This is a genomic window from Oxalobacter paraformigenes (assembly GCF_000158475.2).
In the GTDB taxonomy this organism is placed as follows: domain Bacteria; phylum Pseudomonadota; class Gammaproteobacteria; order Burkholderiales; family Burkholderiaceae_D; genus Oxalobacter; species Oxalobacter paraformigenes.
Genome location: NZ_KI392030.1, coordinates 332,117 through 352,051 on the forward strand (window position 1 = coordinate 332,117; position 19,935 = coordinate 352,051).

The 19,935-nt window shown below is 50.3% G+C and carries 17 protein-coding genes; 13 read left to right on the top strand and 4 right to left on the bottom strand.

All coding sequences use genetic code 11. From position 1 onward, the window contains the following. Positions 1 to 43: 43 nt before the first annotated feature. From mpl to corA, 7 genes are all read left to right on the top strand, one after another. Positions 44 to 1,438, top strand: coding sequence for a UDP-N-acetylmuramate:L-alanyl-gamma-D-glutamyl-meso-diaminopimelate ligase (gene mpl / locus OFAG_RS01540; protein ID WP_005878017.1), 1,395 nt, complete (start codon positions 44 to 46; stop codon positions 1,436 to 1,438). Further along, a complete protein-coding gene (locus tag OFAG_RS01545) occupies positions 1,435 to 2,019 on the top strand; it encodes a YqiA/YcfP family alpha/beta fold hydrolase (protein ID WP_005878016.1) in 585 nt (194 codons plus the stop codon). Before mpl ends, OFAG_RS01545 begins: the two co-directional genes overlap by 4 nt. 76 nt (positions 2,020 to 2,095) lie before the next feature. Beyond that, positions 2,096 to 4,048, top strand: a complete 1,953-nt coding sequence (locus OFAG_RS01550; RefSeq protein ID WP_005878015.1) for a ribonuclease catalytic domain-containing protein — start codon at positions 2,096 to 2,098, stop codon at positions 4,046 to 4,048. Positions 4,049 to 4,472: 424 nt separating this feature from the next. Continuing rightward, positions 4,473 to 4,985 (top strand): TonB family protein, encoded by a 513-nt coding sequence (locus OFAG_RS13625; RefSeq protein WP_147617717.1) that lies wholly within the window; start codon positions 4,473 to 4,475, stop codon positions 4,983 to 4,985. 78 nt (positions 4,986 to 5,063) lie between these two features. Further along, positions 5,064 to 5,870: a shikimate dehydrogenase gene (aroE, locus tag OFAG_RS01560; protein WP_005878013.1), complete on the top strand. Its 807-nt coding sequence runs from the start codon at positions 5,064 to 5,066 to the stop codon at positions 5,868 to 5,870. Positions 5,871 to 5,875: 5 nt separating this feature from the next. Continuing rightward, complete coding sequence (gene mtgA / locus OFAG_RS01565; RefSeq protein WP_020994721.1) at positions 5,876 to 6,586, top strand: monofunctional biosynthetic peptidoglycan transglycosylase; 711 nt, start codon at positions 5,876 to 5,878, stop codon at positions 6,584 to 6,586. 207 nt (positions 6,587 to 6,793) lie between these two features. Further along, positions 6,794 to 7,759: a magnesium/cobalt transporter CorA gene (gene corA / locus OFAG_RS01570; RefSeq protein WP_005878011.1), complete on the top strand. Its 966-nt coding sequence runs from the start codon at positions 6,794 to 6,796 to the stop codon at positions 7,757 to 7,759. A gap of 24 nt (positions 7,760 to 7,783) precedes the next feature. Here corA and OFAG_RS01575 read toward each other — a convergent pair whose 3' ends face one another. Continuing rightward, entirely contained in the window at positions 7,784 to 9,286 is a 1,503-nt protein-coding gene (locus OFAG_RS01575) for a B12-binding domain-containing radical SAM protein (RefSeq protein ID WP_005878010.1), read from the bottom strand. A 316-nt stretch (positions 9,287 to 9,602) separates the two neighbouring features. Here OFAG_RS01575 and OFAG_RS01580 point away from each other — a divergent pair, with 316 nt between their 5' ends. From OFAG_RS01580 to sucD, 4 genes are all read left to right on the top strand, one after another. After that, positions 9,603 to 11,339, top strand: coding sequence for a thiamine pyrophosphate-binding protein (locus OFAG_RS01580; protein WP_005878009.1), 1,737 nt, complete (start codon positions 9,603 to 9,605; stop codon positions 11,337 to 11,339). A gap of 105 nt (positions 11,340 to 11,444) precedes the next feature. Next, the gene (gene frc / locus OFAG_RS01585) at positions 11,445 to 12,719 is read left to right on the top strand and encodes a formyl-CoA transferase (RefSeq protein WP_005879067.1); all 1,275 of its coding nucleotides are present in this window, start codon (positions 11,445 to 11,447) and stop codon (positions 12,717 to 12,719) included. Between the two features lie 94 nt (positions 12,720 to 12,813). After that, entirely contained in the window at positions 12,814 to 13,980 is a 1,167-nt protein-coding gene (gene sucC, locus OFAG_RS01590) for an ADP-forming succinate--CoA ligase subunit beta (protein WP_005878007.1), read from the top strand. 1 nt (position 13,981) lies between these two features. Beyond that, positions 13,982 to 14,860 (top strand): succinate--CoA ligase subunit alpha, encoded by an 879-nt coding sequence (gene sucD, locus OFAG_RS01595; protein ID WP_005878006.1) that lies wholly within the window; start codon positions 13,982 to 13,984, stop codon positions 14,858 to 14,860. 64 nt (positions 14,861 to 14,924) lie between these two features. Here sucD and OFAG_RS01600 read toward each other — a convergent pair whose 3' ends face one another. From OFAG_RS01600 to thiL, 3 genes are read right to left on the bottom strand one after another with little or no spacing between them, the layout of a single operon-like run. Continuing rightward, the gene (locus tag OFAG_RS01600) at positions 14,925 to 15,422 is read right to left on the bottom strand and encodes a CinA family protein (RefSeq protein ID WP_005878005.1); all 498 of its coding nucleotides are present in this window, start codon (positions 15,420 to 15,422) and stop codon (positions 14,925 to 14,927) included. 18 nt (positions 15,423 to 15,440) lie between these two features. After that, a complete protein-coding gene (locus OFAG_RS01605; RefSeq protein WP_020994722.1) occupies positions 15,441 to 15,959 on the bottom strand; it encodes a phosphatidylglycerophosphatase A family protein in 519 nt (172 codons plus the stop codon). Further along, positions 15,956 to 16,921 (bottom strand): thiamine-phosphate kinase, encoded by a 966-nt coding sequence (gene thiL / locus OFAG_RS01610; protein ID WP_005877993.1) that lies wholly within the window; start codon positions 16,919 to 16,921, stop codon positions 15,956 to 15,958. The genes OFAG_RS01605 and thiL overlap by 4 nt, the downstream gene beginning before the upstream one ends. Before the next feature lie 225 nt (positions 16,922 to 17,146). Between thiL and OFAG_RS01615 the strand changes: the two genes are divergently transcribed. Further along, positions 17,147 to 18,409 (top strand): putative Na+/H+ antiporter, encoded by a 1,263-nt coding sequence (locus tag OFAG_RS01615; protein ID WP_005877991.1) that lies wholly within the window; start codon positions 17,147 to 17,149, stop codon positions 18,407 to 18,409. 125 nt (positions 18,410 to 18,534) lie between these two features. Beyond that, the gene (locus OFAG_RS01620) at positions 18,535 to 19,926 is read left to right on the top strand and encodes a replicative DNA helicase (RefSeq protein ID WP_005877989.1); all 1,392 of its coding nucleotides are present in this window, start codon (positions 18,535 to 18,537) and stop codon (positions 19,924 to 19,926) included. Positions 19,927 to 19,935: the final 9 nt, after the last annotated feature.

Here is a 19,935-nt window from a genome sequence, read left to right on the forward strand (position 1 = left end):
GATGGCGGGTAAAATTTTCAATTCAATTATTTAGTCAACTATTATGCATATTCACATCCTGGGTATTTGCGGTACCTTCATGGGAGGGGTTGCCGTTTTGGCAAAGGCGGCAGGGCATACAGTAACCGGTTGCGATGCGAATGTCTATCCGCCCATGAGCACGCAATTGCAGGAGCAGGGTATTGAGTTGATACAGGGATACGATGAGAAACAGATTGAACTGAATCCGGATCTGTTTGTCGTTGGAAATGTCGTTTCACGAGGCAACCCGTTGATGGAGGCCATTTTAAATCGGGGGCTTCCTTATGTTTCAGGCCCGCAATGGATAGGGGAATATATACTGAACGACAAGTGGGTTCTGGCAGTGGCCGGAACTCATGGAAAAACCACCACAACGTCCATGCTGGCCTGGATACTGGAAGATGCGGGTTATTCGCCGGGTTTTCTCATCGGTGGCGTACCCTTGAATTTCGGCATTTCAGCCCGTTTGCGGGGGAACGCGGATTCTTCCTTTTTTGTCATCGAAGCTGATGAATATGACACGGCTTTTTTCGATAAAAGAAGCAAATTTGTTCATTATCGTCCCAAAACGGCTATATTGAACAATCTGGAATTCGATCATGCCGATATCTTTTCCGATATTTCGGCCATCGAAACGCAGTTTCATCATCTTGTACGAACGATAGCGGGAAATGGCCGGCTTATTGTAAATGTCCGTGATACTGCCTTGAAAAGAGTCATTGACAGAGGATGCTGGAGTGAAAAGGAATGGTTCGGCGGGAGCGGGAATAATGGATGGACGCTTGCGGAAGCCGGAGACGACGGTTTCGTGGTATTTCTTGACGGCGTCGCGCAGGGAACCGTCAAATGGGAATTGACGGGTGAACACAACCGTTTGAATGCGCTGGCCGCAATTGCCGCTGCACGACATGTAGGGGTTGTTCCTGAACAGGCGATCGCTTCACTTTCCCGTTTCAAAAACGTCAAAAGACGTATGGAATGCCTGGGAGAGGTCAGGGGAATTTCCGTTTATGACGATTTTGCCCATCACCCGACAGCGATTGCCGCCACTATTGCCGGATTGAGAAGAAAAATTGGCGCAAGAAACCATACCCGCATACTGGCAGTACTGGAACCGCGTTCCAATACGATGAAACTGGGCACGATGAAACAGAAATTGCCCCATAGCCTGGCGGAAGCGGATCTGGTTTTCGGTTACGGCGCCCACTCCGGTAAAAATGCTTTGGGATGGGATTTGCAGGAAGCCTTGGGGCCATTGGGCGAAAAGGCGCGTGCTTTTGAGGATATCGATTCGCTTGTTACGGAGATTGTTTCATCCGCGAGAGCCGGAGACCATATTCTTGTCATGAGTAATGGAGGATTTGGCGGAATTCACCAGAAAATACTCGACCGGCTTGCAGGAAAACAACCGATATGATTTTATATTTACACGGATTTCAATCTTCTCCCCTTTCTTTCAAGGCGCAACTGATTGCTCGTGAACTTGACGCTCTCGGCAGTGATTGTCGCTACATTTGTCCTCAATTACCCTTATCTCCGGCTAAATCCGTAGAAATGGCAATTAATGAAATCGAAAAACATCCTCCGGATTCAGTCGCTCTTATCGGTTCGTCCCTTGGGGGATATTATGCGGGCTGGCTGGCGGAGCAATGCCATTGCAGGGCCGTTCTGTTAAATCCCGTCATTGATCCCTGGAAAATAAAGATATTGGACGATATGCCCGACAAAAGTGATTTGAAAGTACGGGAGTGGCTTGATTTCCGGAAAAAATACGAAAAAGAATTGAAAGCCCTTCGGATTACTCGTCTTACTGATCCGGCAAGATACCTGCTTTTGGCGGCAAAAGGGGACGAATTGCTGGATTGGCAATTAATGCAATCGCATTACAGAGGCGCCAATCAGATCATTATTGATGGAAGCGATCATGGACTGTCGGTGTTTAGCCAGTATCTGGACGAAGTGCTTTTGTTTTGCGGAGTGAAAAATAGGATGGAGTAAGGGCTGTTTTCCTGATCCTGTCCGGAAAAGCTGTAAAGTTCTGTATTCGTGCAATCAGTTAGCGATAGAGTGGTAAATGAATTTATTCTTTGAAGAGTCCGGAGAATTCAAAACGGGCAGTATTCTGAATCAGGTGGGTGAGGCATATCAGATCGAATTGCCAGGCGGGAAGCGGACAAAAGTGCGCGCACGCGATGTGCTGTTCCAGTTCGGTTCGCATGAGCCGGCGCAGCTATTGGCCGAAGCCGGTCAGATTGCTTCGGAAATCGATCCTGATTTTCTGTGGGAAGTCGCTGGAGAGAACGAATTCGATTATGCTGAACTGGGCAGGGAATATTTCGGTCACGATCCAAAACCGGACGAGGCGGCCGGTTTGTTGCTCAGGCTGCATTCGGCGCCCATGTATTTTTATAAAAAGGGAAAAGGCCGGTACAAGGCTGCGCCGGAAAAATCGCTTAAAGCCGCATTAGCCAGCATCGAAAAGAAGAAACAGCAAGCGATTATCCAGCAACAGTACGTTGAACAAGTGAAACAGGGGATTTTGCCGGATTCAATAAAGGGAAACGCCCTTCAACTGATATGCAAACCCGATAAAAACAGTATCGAGTACAAAGCGCTGGATATGGCGTGCAATGAGATGCATGTTTCACCGGAACGCCTTTTGTTGAACATGGGGGGGATCGCGGGCGTAAAAGAACTGCATCTGTCGCGTTTTCTGTTCGAGCATTTTCCGCGGGGAATTTCCTTCCCCGAAATCGATATACCCGATACCCGTTTTGAATTGCCTGTCGCCGATGTCAGGGCTTTTTCGATTGACGATATCACAACAACAGAAATCGACGATGCGTTTTCAGTGACGCATTTGCCGGATGGGCAGATCCGAATAGGCGTGCATATCGCTGCGCCCGCCTTGGGGATAAAACCGGGAGACGCTCTGGACGAGATTGCCAGAAAACGCTTGTCTACGGTTTATATGCCCGGCGACAAGATTACCATGCTGCCGGATGAACTGGTCAACCGTTTTACGCTGAGCGCCGGTGAAAACCGGCCGGCAATCAGCCTCTACGCCACAGTCGATCCGGCAGACTGGTCTGTCAGGGAAACGGAAACAAGGGCTGAAATGATCCGGGTTTCAGAAAATCTTCGCCATAACGATCTCGATCGTTTAATAACGGAAGACAGTCTTGCCAGAAATGAAGGAGATTATCCGCATAAGGAAGATATCGGGATTTTATGGCGTTGTGCGCGTGTGTTCGAGAAAAAACGCATGGAAAAGCGGGAGGCTTTCGGCTTGCGACCGGAGCAGACCAATCGGGTCGATTTCAATTTTTATGTCGGCGATGACGGGAAAGTGACTATTGAGCGCCGGAAACGAACGGCGCCTCTGGACAAAATCGTGGCGGAATTCATGATTTTCGCCAACAGCACCTGGGGAAAACTGCTGAGCGAACACGGGATCCCGGGTATTTACCGGAGCCAGGGAACCGGAAACGGCGGATGGATGAGTCGCATGCAGGTCAAAATGGTGACACATGCGGCGCCGCATCAGGGGCTTGGCGTCGATCAGTATGCATGGAGTACCTCGCCTTTGCGCCGCTATACCGATCTGGTCAATCAGTGGCAGATTCTGGCGTGCGTCAATTATGGTGTAGCCGCTCCCCTTTCTGCGCCATTTCGGCCCAAAGACGCCAGTCTGTTTGCCATCGTAAGCGCTTTCGACGCAGCCTATAGCGCATACGGCGAATTCCAGTCGAAAATGGAGCGGTACTGGTGTCTCCGCTGGCTGGCTCAAAACGATATTCGCCAGACGGAAGCGGTTGTTATCCGCGAGGAAATGATCCGGCTGGTCGATATCCCGTTGACGATTCCAATGCCCGGAATGCGGGCTTTGGCTCGCGGGACGCAGGTCAAGGTCGATCTTTTACGGTGGGATGAGGTGGATCTGTCTGTTGAAGCGCGTTTTCTGGATGTGTCCGCTGACGCCAGTGAAGATGAATTAAGTGAAAGCGAGGAAGAAATCGCGGAATAATTCAGTGTATAGTTTATAGGGGTCCATCGTCGTGCCTGACAGCCTGATCCCTGTTTATTTGCTTATATAACTTGTGAAATCACTTTTCCAAAATCGTGGATTATGCATAGCGGTTGCGGTATCTGTCCTGATACACGCGGTTGTGCTGTCAGCCAGATTTGCAGTCCCGACATCGTTCGACCTGAAAAAAGGCGCCTCTGCAATTGAGGTGGTCCTGGTCAGTCCGCCTTCGCGCAAAACAATACATGCCGGATTGTTAAAAGGAACGGACAGTATAAAAGCAGTATCGTCCGGAGGGAACGCAGCAGGAACACCGGGATCGGGTAAGGAAAAAGGGGAAGCGCCAAATCAGAAAAAAACAGTAGCCGGTTCTGAAAAATTCACCAAACGGGCTCAGGCAAGCGGCACTGCTGAAAAAAAAATAATGAGTAAAAGGCAAATGCCAGGCGCGTTTCAATTACCGGATGATCCCGATAGCCGCTCTGTCGTTTTCAGGCGGAACGGCAACCGAAATGGAGGCGACACCGCCAATGGATACGGAGCGGCGAACCGGCCAGTGATCACGGCCAGTACCCGTGATGTCGGTTATGCCATGTATTACAAAGCGTTGCGCAAACGGGTGGAAAACCTTGGACTGATCAATTTCCCTCAAAAAAACGGGTCAAGATTGTATGGCGAATTGATGGTGCGGATTCCTGTTTTTCAAGACGGAACGCTTTTTGAAAAAGAAGGAGGTCCCAGTATTGAAAGGTCTTCGGGAAATCCGGCGCTGGACAAGGCGGCTCTGGGCATTATCCGTCGGGCTGCGCCTTTCGGGCCGTTTCCGAAAAGCATGCGTTCCAAAAATGGCGGTGCTGATGTCTGGATTATTATCACACGCCTGAAATTTACCCGGGAGCAAGGGATACAATCGCAGATCCGTTCGACTGTGCATTGACATAAAGCAAGCGGTTTTGCCTGAAAAAGATGGGTTTTTCGCTAATTTGAAGAAATTTCTATAATCGGTTTATAAAGAATGAGTGATCGTTACGCCGTTGTCGGAAATCCGGTTGGACACAGCAAGTCCCCGGAAATACATACCCTTTTTGCGCAACAGACGGGACAGGATATCGAATATACGCGCCTGCTCGCTCCTTTAAATGATTTCAAGACAACTGTCATGAGATTTGCCGGGGAAGGCGGGCATGGAATGAATGTGACGGTTCCTTTCAAATTCGAAGCGTTCGACTTGTCCTCGCAATTGACTCTGCGGGCAAAAATGGCGGGAGCCGTCAATACCTTGCGTTTCGATGGCGCGGCAATTTACGGTGACAACACTGATGGCGCCGGACTGGTCGCCGACATAACGCGAAATGCCGGCCTGTCATTGTCCGGTTCCCGTATTCTGTTACTGGGGGCCGGTGGCGCGGCGTATGGCGTCATGTTGCCCCTGCTTGAGCGGAAACCGGATTTTATCCATATCGCCAATCTGGACGAAAGCAAGGCACGGGAACTGGCAGGCCGGTTTTCTGCCTATGGAAAGATTGCCGTATCTTCTTATGGCGCCTTGAGAGAACGCTTTGATGTTGTCATCAACGCAACTTCAGCCGGATTGCAAAATGCCATGCCACCCGTTCCTTCTGCCGTTTTTCAGGAAAACACGCTCGCGCTGGATTTGGTATACGCTGATAATCCTACTCCATTCATGACTTTCGCAAACCGGTATGGCGCAAAGGTCAGGGACGGTTTCGGCATGCTGGTTGAACAGGCAGCTGAATCGTTTTGTGTGTGGCGTGGTGTCCGGCCCGATACCAAACCCGTTTTTGCATTTTTCGGGCGGTAGTTTTCATGGACAAACTGGTCGGCCTGTTTCGAAGATACTGGCGGTGGATAGTATGGATACCCCTGGGCCTGTTTCTGGCGTTCCAGTTGTACTTTTTCTTTCAGATAGGCTGGTGGGTTCATCACAATCCTTCATCAACCAGTTTCATGCGGCAGCAACTGTCCGTTTTGCGGGAAAAAAATCCCAAGGCCAAATTAAGGCACAAGTGGATACCTTACAAACGGATTTCGCGTAATTTGAAACGGGCGGTTATTGCGTCCGAAGATGCCAATTTCACGGATCATGAGGGAGTGGACTGGGACGCGCTCCTTAAAGCGTATGAGAAAAACAGCCGGAAGGGGAAAATAGTGGCGGGTGGATCGACCATTACCCAGCAATTGGCCAAAAATCTCTTTTTGTCTGGAAGCAAAAGCTATTTCCGAAAAGGACAGGAAATCATTATCACATACATGCTGGAATTCTGGATGGAAAAAGAACGGATATTCGAGCTTTATCTGAATCTGGTCGAATTCGGCACGGGCGTTTTCGGCGCCGAGGCGGCAGCACGACATTACTACGGTACATCGGCCTCTTCACTGAGTGCGGAACAGGCAGCACGGCTTGCCGCCATGTTGCCGAAGCCGCGCTATTTCGATACTCACCGGAATTCGGGATACCTGATGCACCGGACGGCGCTGATTCTAAGACGGATGGGGTCGGCGGATGTGCCGCGTTAGACTTGTCAGGAATGCCGGAAGTTCTTGCCTGTCCTATTCGTTATCAGTACACTTGCGCTATTTTCAGCTAGGCGGCAGTTTTATTGCCTGTGAAAGCCACAATCGCTTTCCGTTTTAGTCATAAAATAGTGATATGAGCATGATGTGATCCATCCATCATAGATTCCGCCGGCAGTCACCCTGTAACGCGTCTGAAAGACTATCTCCATGATCAATGTTTTCGTACTTCAAAACGGTCGTTTGAACCAAGTGCCGATCGATTCAAAATCCGATCTTGAAAATGTGGCGCCTGTCTGGGTGGATATGACAGACCCGACAGAGGAAGAACGATCATGGGTCAAAAGTACATATGACGTGACCATGCCGGATGAAGACGACGTCAAGGACATCGAAGCTTCTGCCCGTTATTATGAGGCGGAAAATGGCGATCTTCATCTGAGAACGGATTTCCGGATCGATGACGACGAAGGGCCTTCGCAGACAGTGACAGTCGCTTTCATTTTGGCGCGTAATATCCTGTTTTCCATGCATGCGGAAGATCTTCCCGTTTTCAGGCTGGTGAGAATGCGCGCCCGCTCGCGTCCCGGTTCCATTACAGATTACAAAGATGTGCTGCTCGATCTGTATGCTACCGATGCCGAGTATTCGGCCGATGCGCTAGAAGGCATTTACAGAAATCTTGAAGAAGTCAGCAGCAAGGTATTGCAGGAGGAATTTACCGACCAGGATGCAGCAGCGACTTTGAGTACGATAGCCAAGGAAGAAGACCTTAACGGGCGTATCCGCAGAACCATGATGGATACGCGTCGTGCCGTCAGCTTCCTGATGCGGGGACGCCTGCTCGATTCCGACCAGTTCGAGGAGGCACGGCAGATTCTTCGCGATATTGAATCGCTGGACGGGCATACGTCGTTCCTGTTTGAAAAGATCAACTTCCTGATGGATGCAACAGTCGGTTTCATCAATATCAACCAGAACAAGATCATCAAGATATTTTCTGTGGCCAGTGTCGCCTTCCTTCCGCCGACGCTTATCGCCAGTATTTACGGAATGAACTTCCGTATTCTGCCCGAACTGAGCTGGGATTTCGGCTATCCTTTTGCGCTGGTACTGATGCTGTTGAGCGCACTGGCGCCCTTCTGGTATTTCCGTCGCAGAGGCTGGCTCAAATAGGAAAGCGCCGTCAGATACGACAGATCAGCCGGTTGCCATATGCCGGGTTTGCCGGATCGGTGTCGCCTTGATGGATGAAACGTCTTGCGCTGCCTTCATTTTGTTTCTTTGCCTGCGCGGGATGAAATCGGCGCCGACAATTGTCCTTGCAACCGATACCTCTTCGCCGTTCAGGGACAGCCATTCGGTAATCAGTGAGGCGAGCCTTTCCAGAGAAATGCCGTGCATGGCATTCGTTTTTTCGTATATCCAGTCAGACAGGGCCAGAAATCTGGCAAATGGTTCATCCTGCAAAATATAAGGCAAGGTTTTGACGAATCGCCCGGAATTGGCGATGAGATCCCAATAACGGGCAAAACGTTTTAAGCGTTGCATGTCGTTAAATCCGATATCCGCCGTGGATAAGACGCTATAGGGAGACGCCGGGTCGAACGTTAGCTCATAACCGTCTGTATGCCGCAGGATGGGTGTTCCCCGCAGTCGTTTCAAAATGCCGACCTGGATTTCATCGGGGCCTATCCTGACCAGGCGATCGAATCCTCTGCCGAAGCTGGCAATGTCTTCACCCGGTAACCCGACAATCAGATCGGCATGCAGGTGCGCATGAGAATGCCGGCTTAGCCACCGAAGATTTTCTTCCGATTTTTTATTGTCCTGTTTCCGGCTGATGTTTGCCTGAACTTCCGGATTGAAGGTCTGCACGCCGATTTCCAGTTGCAATGTTCCGGGTGGAAATCGGGAAATGGCGTCTTTAAGCGCGTCCGGCAAATGATCGGGCACCAGTTCAAAATGGACGAAAATGGGATTTCCGGATTCGTTTTCCAGCTTTTCCAGAAAAAAGTGGAGGATTTGCAGACTTCTTTTGACGTTCAGATTGAAAGTGCGATCAACGAATTTGAAACTTCTGGCGCCCCGCTGATAAAGGGTTTCCATCTCATGCAGGAACTTTTCAGTATCGAAAGTCCATGCTGTTTTGTCCAGTGAAGAAAGGCAGAATTCACAGCGGAAAGGACATCCTCGTGACGCCTCGACGTAGAGAGTGCGATGAGCGATATCCTCTGCAGTGTAAAAAGAGTAGGGCATGATGAGGCTGTCCAGCGCCGCCTGGACACCTTCATGAATTTTATTTGCCGGACGCCGGTTTTCCAGAATATTCCGGCAGAGCCAAGGCAAGGTAACTTCTCCCCAGCCTTTGATGACATAGTCGGCAAGCTCCGTGAGAGGTTGATGTGCCGTTTCATACGATACTTCCGGGCCGCCCAATATGATGCGGATATCCGGCGCTACTGTTTTGAGCAGGGCGACAAGTTTTGTGGTGTCTTCGACATTCCATATGTAAACACCGAGTCCGAGTATGGCAGGTTTTTGTAAAAGGATTTTTTCTGCAATGACGGCAATATCTCCGCCAATCACGAATTCTTGCAGTTTCGTCTGCTTCTGGAGGTCACCCATATTGGCCATAAGATAACGCAAACCAAGCGATGCATGAGCATATCTGGCGTTCAGGGTTGATAGCAATATACACATAAAAACATCCTGTCGAGTGTCCATCATGAAAGATTGAAAAGAAAATGGCAAGCAGTAGAATCCGTCAATTCCGGACAGACTGCGATTTGGTGCATGGATATGTAAAAATTGACTGTGGTCAAGCATGGTTTTTAACCGGAGAAGCTATGATAATCGTTAGCTTAAAAAGTTGGTATGTCACTTCACCTGCCTGTAAAAAGTGGTTTTGCAGACTTGAAACGTCGTGTCCGGTTTCCGGAAATTGACGGAACAAAAAAAGATAAGCGACGATGCTGATTGGTTTGAAATTGACAGCGGATTTCCATTAAAACAATCCATGAGTGCGACAACAGACGATTCACTGAAATTCCGGAATACGAATACAGGTACCATTTCAGGTGGCCATCTAGTTGCAAAGGCACTCAAAAATGAAGGCATCGATACCATTTTCACTTTGTCCGGTGGCAATATCGTCGATATTTACGATGGTTGTGTCAGTGAAGGGATCCGGATAATCGATTTTCGTCATGAGCAAGTGGCAGCGCATGCTGCAGACGGTTATGCGCGTCAGACAGGCAGGACAGGATGCCTTGTCACGACAGCCGGCCCCGGATGTTGCAATGCCATCACCGGCCTGGCTACAGCGCTTCAGTCGGAAACCCCTTTGCTGCACATTGGCGGTCAGGGTGCTACTATCCAGCATCTGCAAGGATCCCTGCAGGAATTCGACCATGTCCGGCTGATGTCGCCAGTAACGAAATGGGCAACGAGCGTCCGTTCAACCGAACGGATTGCCGACATGGTTTCCATGGCCTGTCGCGAAGCATGGGGAGAAGTGCCCGGCCCGGTGTATCTGGAAATCCCGCGCGATCTTCTTGACCGCACTGTCGAGCAGAAGAATTGCGTTATTCCGGCAGCCGGCCATTATCGTTGTTCAAATAAAGTGATGTGCGCGCCGGAAGAAATCGAGAAACTGGCCGATATCCTTGTCCATGCACAAAAACCTGCTGCCCTGTTTGGCAGTCAGGTCTGGAATGGGCGAAGTCATCGTGAAGCGCGTGAACTGATCAGAACTTTCGACATTCCCGCGTATACCAATGGCGCTGCGCGTGGAATCTTTAAAAATGACGATCCTTTTTCATTTGACAGAACCCGCAGCAAGGCATTGGCAGAAGCCGATGTCATTCTTGTCGTTGGGGCGCCTTTCGACTTCCGGCTGGGGTATGGCAAATTGCTGAACCCGGCAGCCAGAGTGGTGCAGATCGACCAGAATTATGCGGTAATCGGAAAAAATCGGGATATAGAGCTGGGATTGCTCGGTCATGCCGGGACTATTTTCAGGGCTGTTATCGATGCTGTTACCGGCAGGGTTGAACAGGGTGGAAAATCCAGACGCGCCGAATGGATAAAAGAACTTCGCAACGCGGAGAAAGAAGCGCTTGAAAAACTGATGCCTTTGTTCAAATCGGAAAACAGCCTGATCAATCCTTATAGGCTGGCTTACGAACTGAACGAATTTCTTGATGAAAACACGGTATACATCGGTGACGGAGGCGACGTCGTTACCATTTCGGCACAGGCGGTTCGCCCGCGTAATCCTGGACAATGGATGGATCCGGGGCCTTTGGGAAGTCTGGGGGTGGGAACCGGCTTTGCCATAGGCGCCAAACTGGCGGCTCCCGGGAAAGAGGTCGTGTGCTACTATGGGGATGGCGCTTTTTCCATGACCGCGTTCGATATGGAAACGGCCAACCGGTTCAAGGTTCCTTACCTGGCGGTTGTCGGCAATAATTCCGCCATGAACCAGATTCGTTATGCCCAATTGGCCAAATATGGCGATCGCGGTAACGTTGGCAATTTGTTAAGTGACTTGCCATATGGTAAATTTGCGGAAATGATGGGCGGGTATGGAGAAGAAGTTCACCGTCCGGGCGATATCGCACCAGCCTTGCGTCGCGGTCGCGAAGCGGTTGCGAAAACAGGAAAGTGTGCCGTTATCAATGTCTGGGTGGATCCACAGGAGTGGTCGCCCGGAACGAAAGCTCGCCTCAAAGCCCGTCTGGCGAGCCGGTAACAGTGCAGAATGCGTAGGGAAAAGGGAACTTTTTCCTCGTTGTAGGAAAGCTGGCATTTGCCAGAAAAAAGTAAGACAGACCAATAACATTGGAGGAAGAGAAATATGGGTAGCAAAGCATTATCCGGAGTAAGAATTCTGGACATGACCCACGTACAGGCCGGCCCGACATCGTCGCAGTTGTTGGCATGGATGGGAGCGGACGTCATCAAATTCGAGAATCCGACAGGTGACATCACACGTAAACAGCTGCGTCACGATCCGAACAAAGACAGCTTGTACTTCACCATGCTGAACAGCAACAAACGTTCGATCATAGCCAACATGAAAAGCAAAGCGGGCTGTGAAATCTTCGAAGCGCTGCTGAAAAAATGCGACGTCATCATGGAAAACTTTGGGCCTGGCGTTTTGGCGAGATTCGGCTACACCTGGGAAAAGATCCACGAAATCAACCCGGCCATCATCTACGCCTCCATCAAAGGCTTCGGATCCTCTGGTCCCTACAGTGACTACAAAGCCTACGAGCCGATCGCCCAGGCGATGGGTGGTTCCATGTCCTGTACCGGTTTCCCGGAAAACCCGCCGACCATCACCGGTGCCCAGATTGGTGACACCGGAACCGGCCTGCACCTGGCCATCGGCATCTGCGCTGCGCTGTACCACCGCACCCACAACGGAGGCGTAGGTCAGGAAGTCGAAGCCGCCATGCAGGAATCCGTCATGAACCTGTGCCGCGTCAAATTCCGCGACCAGGGACGTCTGATGGGAGGCAAAGGCGCGCTGGCAGAATACAGCCGTCCGACCCTGGGACTGACCGCCGTACCGCGTGCGGGTAACGACTCGGGTGGTGGCCAGCTGGGCAACTGCATTCCGTGCAAACCCTTTGGAACCAACGACTACGTCTACCTGGTCGTGCAGGAAGCCAACTGGCCGATCTTTGCAAGAGCCATTGGAGACGAAGCGCTGGTAACAGACGAACGCTTTGCCACCCTGGCAGAACGTCGCAAGAACCAGAACACCCTGTGGAAAATGGTAGCGGACTTCGCGAAGAACTACACCAAGACCGAATTCACCGCCTACTGCAACGAAAAGAACATTCCATGTGGTCCGGTGCTGTCGACAGAAGAACTGATGACAGACGAACATGCACGTCATCGTCAGATGATCGTCAAAGTCGAAGGCCATCCGGAAGGAGACTACTGGACAGTAGGTATGCCGGTCAAGATGTCCGAAGGCATCGTAGACAAGATCACGCCGGCGCCGATGTTGGGTGAACACACGGAAGAAATCCTGAAAGAAGTTTGCGGATTCTCGGCAGAGAAAATTTCCGAACTGAAAGCAGGTGGCGCTTTCGAAGTACCCGCGAAAAAGAAAAAATAAGGGTGGGCCAATTGTTTTAATGAAGTGATTCATTAGGCATTTAGCAGGATGGGTGGAAAAACCACCACCCATCCATTCTTTTTGAAGGACAAGTATGAACATTCATGAATATCAGGGAAAACAGATTTTACGTAAATATGGAGTGACCACTCCTCGCGGATTTCCCTGTTTTACTGTCGACGAGGCTGTCGAAGCCGCAGAAAAACTGGGCGGCAATCTCTGGGTTGTCAAGGCCCAGATTCATGCAGGTGGCCGCGGCAAGGGCGGTGGCGTCAAGGTGGCTAAATCTATCGATGAAGTCAGAAAATACGCAACGGAAATCCTGGGTATGACTCTGGTAACGCATCAGACCGGCCCGGAAGGACGTGTTGTCAAACGTCTTCTGATTGAAGAAGGCGCGGATATCAAGAAAGAATTTTATGTCGGGATGGTTGTTGATCGTGCAACACAACGTGTCGCTCTGATGGCTTCTTCCGAAGGCGGCATGAATATCGAGGACGTTGCACGCGATACGCCTGAGCTGATCCACAAAGTGTTCATTGATCCGGCAAGCGGTTTGACCGATGCGGAAGGTGAAGACATCGCTCGCAAGATCGGCATGCCGGAAGCGGCCGTAAAAGAAACCTGCAAATTCATGCAGGGACTCTACAAGGCATTCGTTGAAACCGATGCTTCGCTGGCAGAAATCAACCCGTTGGTGTTGACGGGTGACAATCGGGTCATCGCGCTGGATGCGAAATTCAACTTCGATTCCAATGCCTTGTATCGTCAGCCTGAAATTCAGGCAATGCGCGATCTGGACGAAGAAAATCCTGACGAAATCCAGGCATCGAAATTCGATCTGACCTATATTTCGCTGGATGGCAACATCGGTTGTATGGTTAACGGTGCAGGGCTTGCCATGGCTACTATGGATATTATCAAGCTGTATGGCGGCGCTCCGGCAAACTTTTTGGATGTCGGCGGTGGCGCTACGACCGAGAAAGTCACCGAAGCATTCAAGATCATGCTGTCCAATCCGGATGTCAAGGCTATTCTGGTCAATATCTTTGGCGGTATCATGAGATGTGACGTTATTGCGGAAGGTATTGTGGCCGCAGCCAAACAGGTTGAACTGAAAGTGCCTCTGATTGTTCGTCTCGAAGGCACCAATGTCGATCAGGGCAAGGAAATTCTGGCCAAGTCCGGTTTACCGATTATCTCTGCCAGCGGCATGGCTGATGCTGCATTGAAGGCGGTTAACGCAGCAAAGGGTAACTAATATGTCTATTCTGATTAATAAGAACAGCCGGGTCATCGTTCAGGGCCTGACCGGTAAAACCGGTGCATTCCATACTGAAATGTCCATGAATTATGCTTTCGGTAAAGAGTGCTATGTTGGTGGCGTCACTCCTAAAAAGGGCGGTACGACCTTTTTGAATCTGCCGGTTTTTAACACGGTCAAGGAAGCCAAAGATCAGACGGGCGCCAATGTTTCCGTTATCTATGTTCCGCCTCCGTTTGCTGCGGCGGCTATTGACGAAGCGGTTGAAGCCGGTATTGAATTTGTCATCTGCATTACCGAAGGCATTCCGGTGGAAGACATGTTGCGTACCCGCTATAAAATGCAGGGTAAAAATACCATTCTTCTTGGGCCGAACTGCCCGGGCATCATCACTCCGGACGAACTGAAAATCGGCATCATGCCGGGCCATATTCATAAGAAAGGTTCCATCGGTGTCGTTTCCAAGTCCGGTACCCTGACTTATGAGGCAGCCAGCCAGCTGGCTGAATTCGGTTTGGGGCAATCAACCGTTGTCGGGGTCGGTGGTGATCCGATCAATGGTTTGAAGCACATTGATGTTCTGAAAATGTTTAACGACGATCCGGAAACCGAAGCTGTCATTATGGTCGGTGAAATCGGTGGCAACGATGAAGAAACCGCTGCCCTTTGGGTCAAGGAAAACATGAAAAAACCGGTTGTCGGTTTTATCGCGGGTGTTACAGCGCCTCCGGGAAAACGGATGGGCCATGCCGGCGCCATTATTTCTGGCGGCAAAGGTACGGCGCAGGAAAAACTGGCTGTTATGGAAGAATGTGGTATCACCGTAACCCGTAATCCTGCCGAAATCGGCAAGACGTTGAAAGCCGCGCTGAAATAAGCGTTGCGGTTGAAACAAAAAAAGCCCGGTTGCATACCGGGCTTTTTGCTGGCTTTTGCGCTTTTCAGAAATGACCCGTTTCCAGATAATGGCAGAGACACCGCAGACTGTGTATAACACTTTGTTCCCTGACTTCTGAACGGTTGCCGCCGAACTGGCGCTTGTCAGTACTGAAAACACCAGTCCGGGTAGCGAAGCCGAAACATACCGTCCCGACCGGTTTTTCAAGTGAGCCGCCATTCGGGCCTGCGATACCGGTTGTGGAAAGGGCAATGTCGCCGCGGGTAGCGTTCAATCCTCCCTTGGCCATGGCAAGTGCCACTTTCTGGCTAACAGCGCCTTGCTGGGTGATCAGCTCTTCCGGAACACCCACCAGTTTTGTTTTCGATTCGTTTGAATAGGTAACCAATCCGCATTCGAACCATTCCGAAGCGCCGGGAATATCGGTTACCAGTTTGGCGAGGCCTCCACCGGTACAGGATTCAACAATGACCAGTCTAAGTTTTTTCTGCGAAAGCAGGGTACCAGCGTATTGGGCAAGTTCAAAAGGATTTTTCGTCATGGCTATTCCGTAAAAAATTTAAGGGGCAACGAAACAGGTTTTCCATAAAGCGAAAACCAGCAAGGTGAAAAAAGCGGCAATAATATCGTCCAGCATAACACCAAAACCACCGTGAATGCGTTCATCAAAAAACCGGATAGGTGGCGGTTTTACCATGTCAAAAAACCGGAAAACGAGAAAGGCTACACACTCGGTGAAGAGCGAGGCCGGTGTTAACAGTAACAGGATCAGCCAGAAAGCGATTATCTCGTCCCATACCATACTTCCATCGTCCGGGCTGTTCAGTGCAGTGCCCGTTACCTGACAAGCTTTGATTCCAATCATGAACCCGGCGAAACAGACAATTCCCCACGTCAAAGGCGTAAAGACCGCCGGGGAAAAGAAAGTCAGCAAATCGTAACTTATCCAGGCAAACAGGGTCCCGGCCGTCCCTGGCATGACCGGGGAAAGCCCGCTTCCGAATCCCAGCGAAACCAGATGAAAAGGATGGGACAGCAAAAACGGAATGTCGGGTCTGCCTGTGTTTGAAAGCTTCATTTTTTTGACGTTAAAAAATGATCGAATGAGCGATGGGAAAAATGTTGCAGTTCGCCTTGCGTATTGCAGAGGCGCAATCCCGGTTCTTTTTCAATGAATCCGATGCGGGTTACAGGAACGCCTGTCTTTTCGGATGCTTCCAGAACACGACCGCGTTTCGCTATTGGAGCCGTAAAACACAATTCATAGTCGTCTCCTCCCCCCAGTGCACATTGCAAACGGAACGCTTCCGGCTGTTTTTCCAGAACCGAACTGATGGGCAGGGCGTCGATATTCAGGGTAGCGCCTACCCGGGATGCGTCAAGTATGTGACTCAGGTCGCCTAGCAGGCCGTCGGAAAGATCCAGTGCAGCGTTGGCGATTTTTCTGAGCGCAATGCCTAGCGCAATTCGGGGGATCGGCGTTTGCAGACGCTGCAGTACCATATTGAATTCGTTTTCACTTAAAACGGTTTCATGGCGACAGTGTGCCAGAGCGAGCCGGGCGTCGCCGATAGTTCCTGAAATCCATATATCGTCTCCATGTTGGGCCTTGTCTCTTCGCAAGGCCTGGCCAAGAGGAATTTGTCCGAAAATCGTAATGCAGATATTCAGAGGCCCTCTTGTGGTATCGCCGCCGATCAGTTCGCATTGGCAAAGATTTGCCAGAGAAAACAAACCTTCCGAAAAGGGTTTTAGCCAGGCTTCGTCCGGTTCCGGCAAAGCCAGCGCCAGCGTAAAAGCGACAGGCTCGGCGCCCATGGCAGCCAGGTCGGAAAGATTGACCGCCAGAGATTTGTGGCCAAGCTGCCTGGGGTCGGTATCGGGAAAAAAATGGGTTCCCGATACCAGCATATCGCTGGATATGGCCATTTGGGTGCCGGGCGTCGGCCGCAAGAGAGCGCAATCGTCACCGATTCCAAGCGATGCGTTCGTAACGGGTTTTGTGAAATATTTGGCGATGAGGTCGAATTCGGAAAGCATGGTCGCTAAAATAGAAAGGAACTTGGTGGTTGTTCAGGCAGACTAATACATAATGATGCTATTGATATCGCTTCAAAGCAAGATAATGGTAAACTGCTAGGCTCGATCAAACCGATCGAACACCGGTCGTTAGAACGGTCTGTCGTTTTTGCCCATCAAAAATGCGGAAATCCGGGATAAGCGACAAACCACGATCCGCTTTTTGACCAAATAACCTGTCCGAACATGAGTCACACACCCTGGATTGAATATATTGGTGCCGCGCTTTTTTTTCTGGCGCTAATCCATACGTTTTCAACAAAATATTTTGTCAGGCTGTCCCATCAGGATAGCCGTCATGCCGGTTTGTGGCTGATGCTGGGCGAAGTTGAAGTGGTATTCGGGTTCTGGGCTTTTATTCTCCTTGGATTCATGGCGCTTATCGGCGGCTATGAAAGCGCTGTGGAATATCTCGATACCCGCAATTTCACGGAACCATTGTTTGTTTTTGTTATTTTGGTCATTGCAGGTACCCGACCCATTCTCCAGGCTGCACAGCTCTTGATCGATACGCTGGAACGGCTGATACCATTGCCGGGAACGATTACGTATTACTTTCTGACGCTTTCCATCGTTCCTTTACTGGGTTCCTTCATTACAGAACCGGCTGCCATGACACTGGCAGCGATTATCCTGAGAGATCGTTATTTCTCGAAAAAGATTCCGGAAACAATGAAATATTCTACAATCGCCATTTTGCTGGTGAATGTATCGATCGGTGGCGTCCTGACTTCTTATGCGGCCCCTCCGGTACTGATGGTTGCCGGCAAGTGGGGGTGGGGACTGGATTTCATGCTGAGCATGTTCGGCTGGAAAGCCGCTTTGGCCGTTTTCATCAATGCCGTGATTGCCTCCTGGGTTTTCCGGAAAGTCCTGCTTTCGATGGATGATTTGAAAGATGACTACGAAATCGGGCGCGTTCCTCTTCTTGTCATGCTTGTTCATTTAACGACACTGGTGCTTGTTGTCCTTTTCAGTCACCATCCAGTCGTTTTCATGGGGCTGTTCCTGTTTTTTCTCGGTTTTACAGAAGCTTACCACCGTTATCAGAGTCCGTTGATGTTGCGGGAAGGGCTCCTGGTGGCGTTCTTCCTAGCTGGTCTGGTCGTATTGGGCGGCATGCAAAAGTGGTGGCTTGAACCGATTTTGTCAAGCTTGAACAGTGCCATGCTTTTTACCGGCGCGACATTATTGACCGCCATTACCGACAATGCGGCTCTGACTTATCTGGGTTCTCTTGTAGAAGATCTCTCTGACGCAAGCAAATACGCCCTGGTCGCAGGTGCTGTGACTGGCGGCGGTTTGACAGTGATTGCCAATGCGCCCAATCCGGTCAGTTTCTCGTTGTTGAAAAACACATTCGAACATCAATCCATCAATCCGTTAATGCTCTTTGTATACGCATTGTTTCCCACAATCATAGCGGCGTGTTGTTTTGTCTTTTTGTAAATGTAAAAAAGCAAGCCGGGCTGAATCGTATTCACGCGCCATTAGTGATACGACAAGATAAAAAATGCCTCCTGAAGTCATCTGTGGCGAGAAAGATATCTGAAGAGAATCAAGAAGGTAGTATAATGCGCGCAATGAATACTTCGACTGATCCCCAGATTGAATCCTTGCGTCTTCCACCGCACTCGATTGAGGCGGAGCAGTCGGTATTGGGAGGCCTTCTTCTCGATAATTCGGCATGGGATCGCATCGCCGATTTCCTGAATCAGGATGATTTTTACCGCTTCGATCATCGTCTTATTTTCCAGCATATTGCCAAGCTGATTAACTTGTCCAAACCGGCCGATGTCATTACGGTTTATGAATCGTTGCAAACAATAGGGAAAGCGGAAGAAGTCGGGGGTCTGCCCTATCTGAATGCGCTCGCTCAAAATACCCCATCTGCCGCCAATATCCGCCATTATGCGCAGATTGTCCGGGACCGGGGCATTTTGCGCCGTCTGATTACGGTATCGGATGAAATTTCATCAAGCGCTTTTCAATCTCAGGGAAAAGAAGTCAGGCAGATACTCGATGAAGCGGAAACCAATATTTTTGCGATTGCTGAAGAAGGCGCACGCGGAACGCAAGGGTTTCAGGAGATACAGCCGTTGCTGACGCAGGTCGTTGAGCGGATTGACGAGTTGTACAATCGGGATAATCAAAACGACATAACAGGCGTGCCTACAGGCTTTATCGATCTGGACAGAATGACGTCCGGTTTGCAGCCGGGAGATCTTGTCATTGTCGCAGGGCGCCCATCCATGGGTAAAACGGCGTTTTCGGTCAATATCGGCGAGCATGTCGCTATCGAAAGCGGTCTTCCGGTTGCTGTATTTTCAATGGAAATGAGCGGAGCGCAGCTGGCCATGCGTATGCTGGGTTCTGTCGGACGTCTGGATCAGCACCGTTTGAGAACGGGGCGGCTTGCCGATGAAGACTGGCCGCGGCTGACGTTTGCCATTCAGAAAATGAATGAGGCACAGCTCTACATTGACGAAACTCCGGCATTGAGTTGTACCGAATTGAGGGCAAGAGCACGCAGGCTGGCCAGGCAGTGCAGCAAACTGGGGCTTATTATTGTCGATTATTTGCAGTTGATGGCTCCCAGTTCGGCCGGGGAAAACCGCGCCACGGAAATTTCCGAAATTTCACGTGGCCTGAAAGCACTGGCCAAAGAACTGAATTGCCCCGTTATTGCGCTGTCGCAGTTGAACCGTTCGGTCGAACAGCGCCCGAACAAGCGGCCGGTAATGTCCGATTTGCGCGAGTCGGGCGCCATTGAACAGGACGCCGATCTTATTTTATTCATTTATCGGGATGAAGTTTACAATCCCGATTCGCCTGACAAGGGAATGGCTGAAATCATCGTCGGGAAACAGCGTAATGGCCCGATCGGTAGCGTCAGACTGACTTTTCTCGGGCAATTCACAAAATTCGACAACTACGCTGGTGGAGGAGGAATGTACGGTGAATGATCGTTATCT

Coding starts and splice junctions, on each gene's coding strand:
- OFAG_RS01605 (WP_020994722.1), bottom strand. CDS start 15,959: ATGAAGCTTTCAAACACAGGCAGACCCGACATTCCGTTTTTGCTGTCC.
- corA (WP_005878011.1), top strand. CDS start 6,794: ATGATCAATGTTTTCGTACTTCAAAACGGTCGTTTGAACCAAGTGCCG.
- OFAG_RS01620 (WP_005877989.1), top strand. CDS start 18,535: ATGCGCGCAATGAATACTTCGACTGATCCCCAGATTGAATCCTTGCGT.
- OFAG_RS01600 (WP_005878005.1), bottom strand. CDS start 15,422: ATGACGAAAAATCCTTTTGAACTTGCCCAATACGCTGGTACCCTGCTT.
- sucD (WP_005878006.1), top strand. CDS start 13,982: ATGTCTATTCTGATTAATAAGAACAGCCGGGTCATCGTTCAGGGCCTG.
- mtgA (WP_020994721.1), top strand. CDS start 5,876: ATGGACAAACTGGTCGGCCTGTTTCGAAGATACTGGCGGTGGATAGTA.
- mpl (WP_005878017.1), top strand. CDS start 44: ATGCATATTCACATCCTGGGTATTTGCGGTACCTTCATGGGAGGGGTT.
- OFAG_RS01550 (WP_005878015.1), top strand. CDS start 2,096: ATGAATTTATTCTTTGAAGAGTCCGGAGAATTCAAAACGGGCAGTATT.
- OFAG_RS01545 (WP_005878016.1), top strand. CDS start 1,435: ATGATTTTATATTTACACGGATTTCAATCTTCTCCCCTTTCTTTCAAG.
- OFAG_RS13625 (WP_147617717.1), top strand. CDS start 4,473: ATGAGTAAAAGGCAAATGCCAGGCGCGTTTCAATTACCGGATGATCCC.
- thiL (WP_005877993.1), bottom strand. CDS start 16,921: ATGCTTTCCGAATTCGACCTCATCGCCAAATATTTCACAAAACCCGTT.
- aroE (WP_005878013.1), top strand. CDS start 5,064: ATGAGTGATCGTTACGCCGTTGTCGGAAATCCGGTTGGACACAGCAAG.
- OFAG_RS01575 (WP_005878010.1), bottom strand. CDS start 9,286: ATGTGTATATTGCTATCAACCCTGAACGCCAGATATGCTCATGCATCG.
- OFAG_RS01615 (WP_005877991.1), top strand. CDS start 17,147: ATGAGTCACACACCCTGGATTGAATATATTGGTGCCGCGCTTTTTTTT.
- OFAG_RS01580 (WP_005878009.1), top strand. CDS start 9,603: ATGAGTGCGACAACAGACGATTCACTGAAATTCCGGAATACGAATACA.
- frc (WP_005879067.1), top strand. CDS start 11,445: ATGGGTAGCAAAGCATTATCCGGAGTAAGAATTCTGGACATGACCCAC.
- sucC (WP_005878007.1), top strand. CDS start 12,814: ATGAACATTCATGAATATCAGGGAAAACAGATTTTACGTAAATATGGA.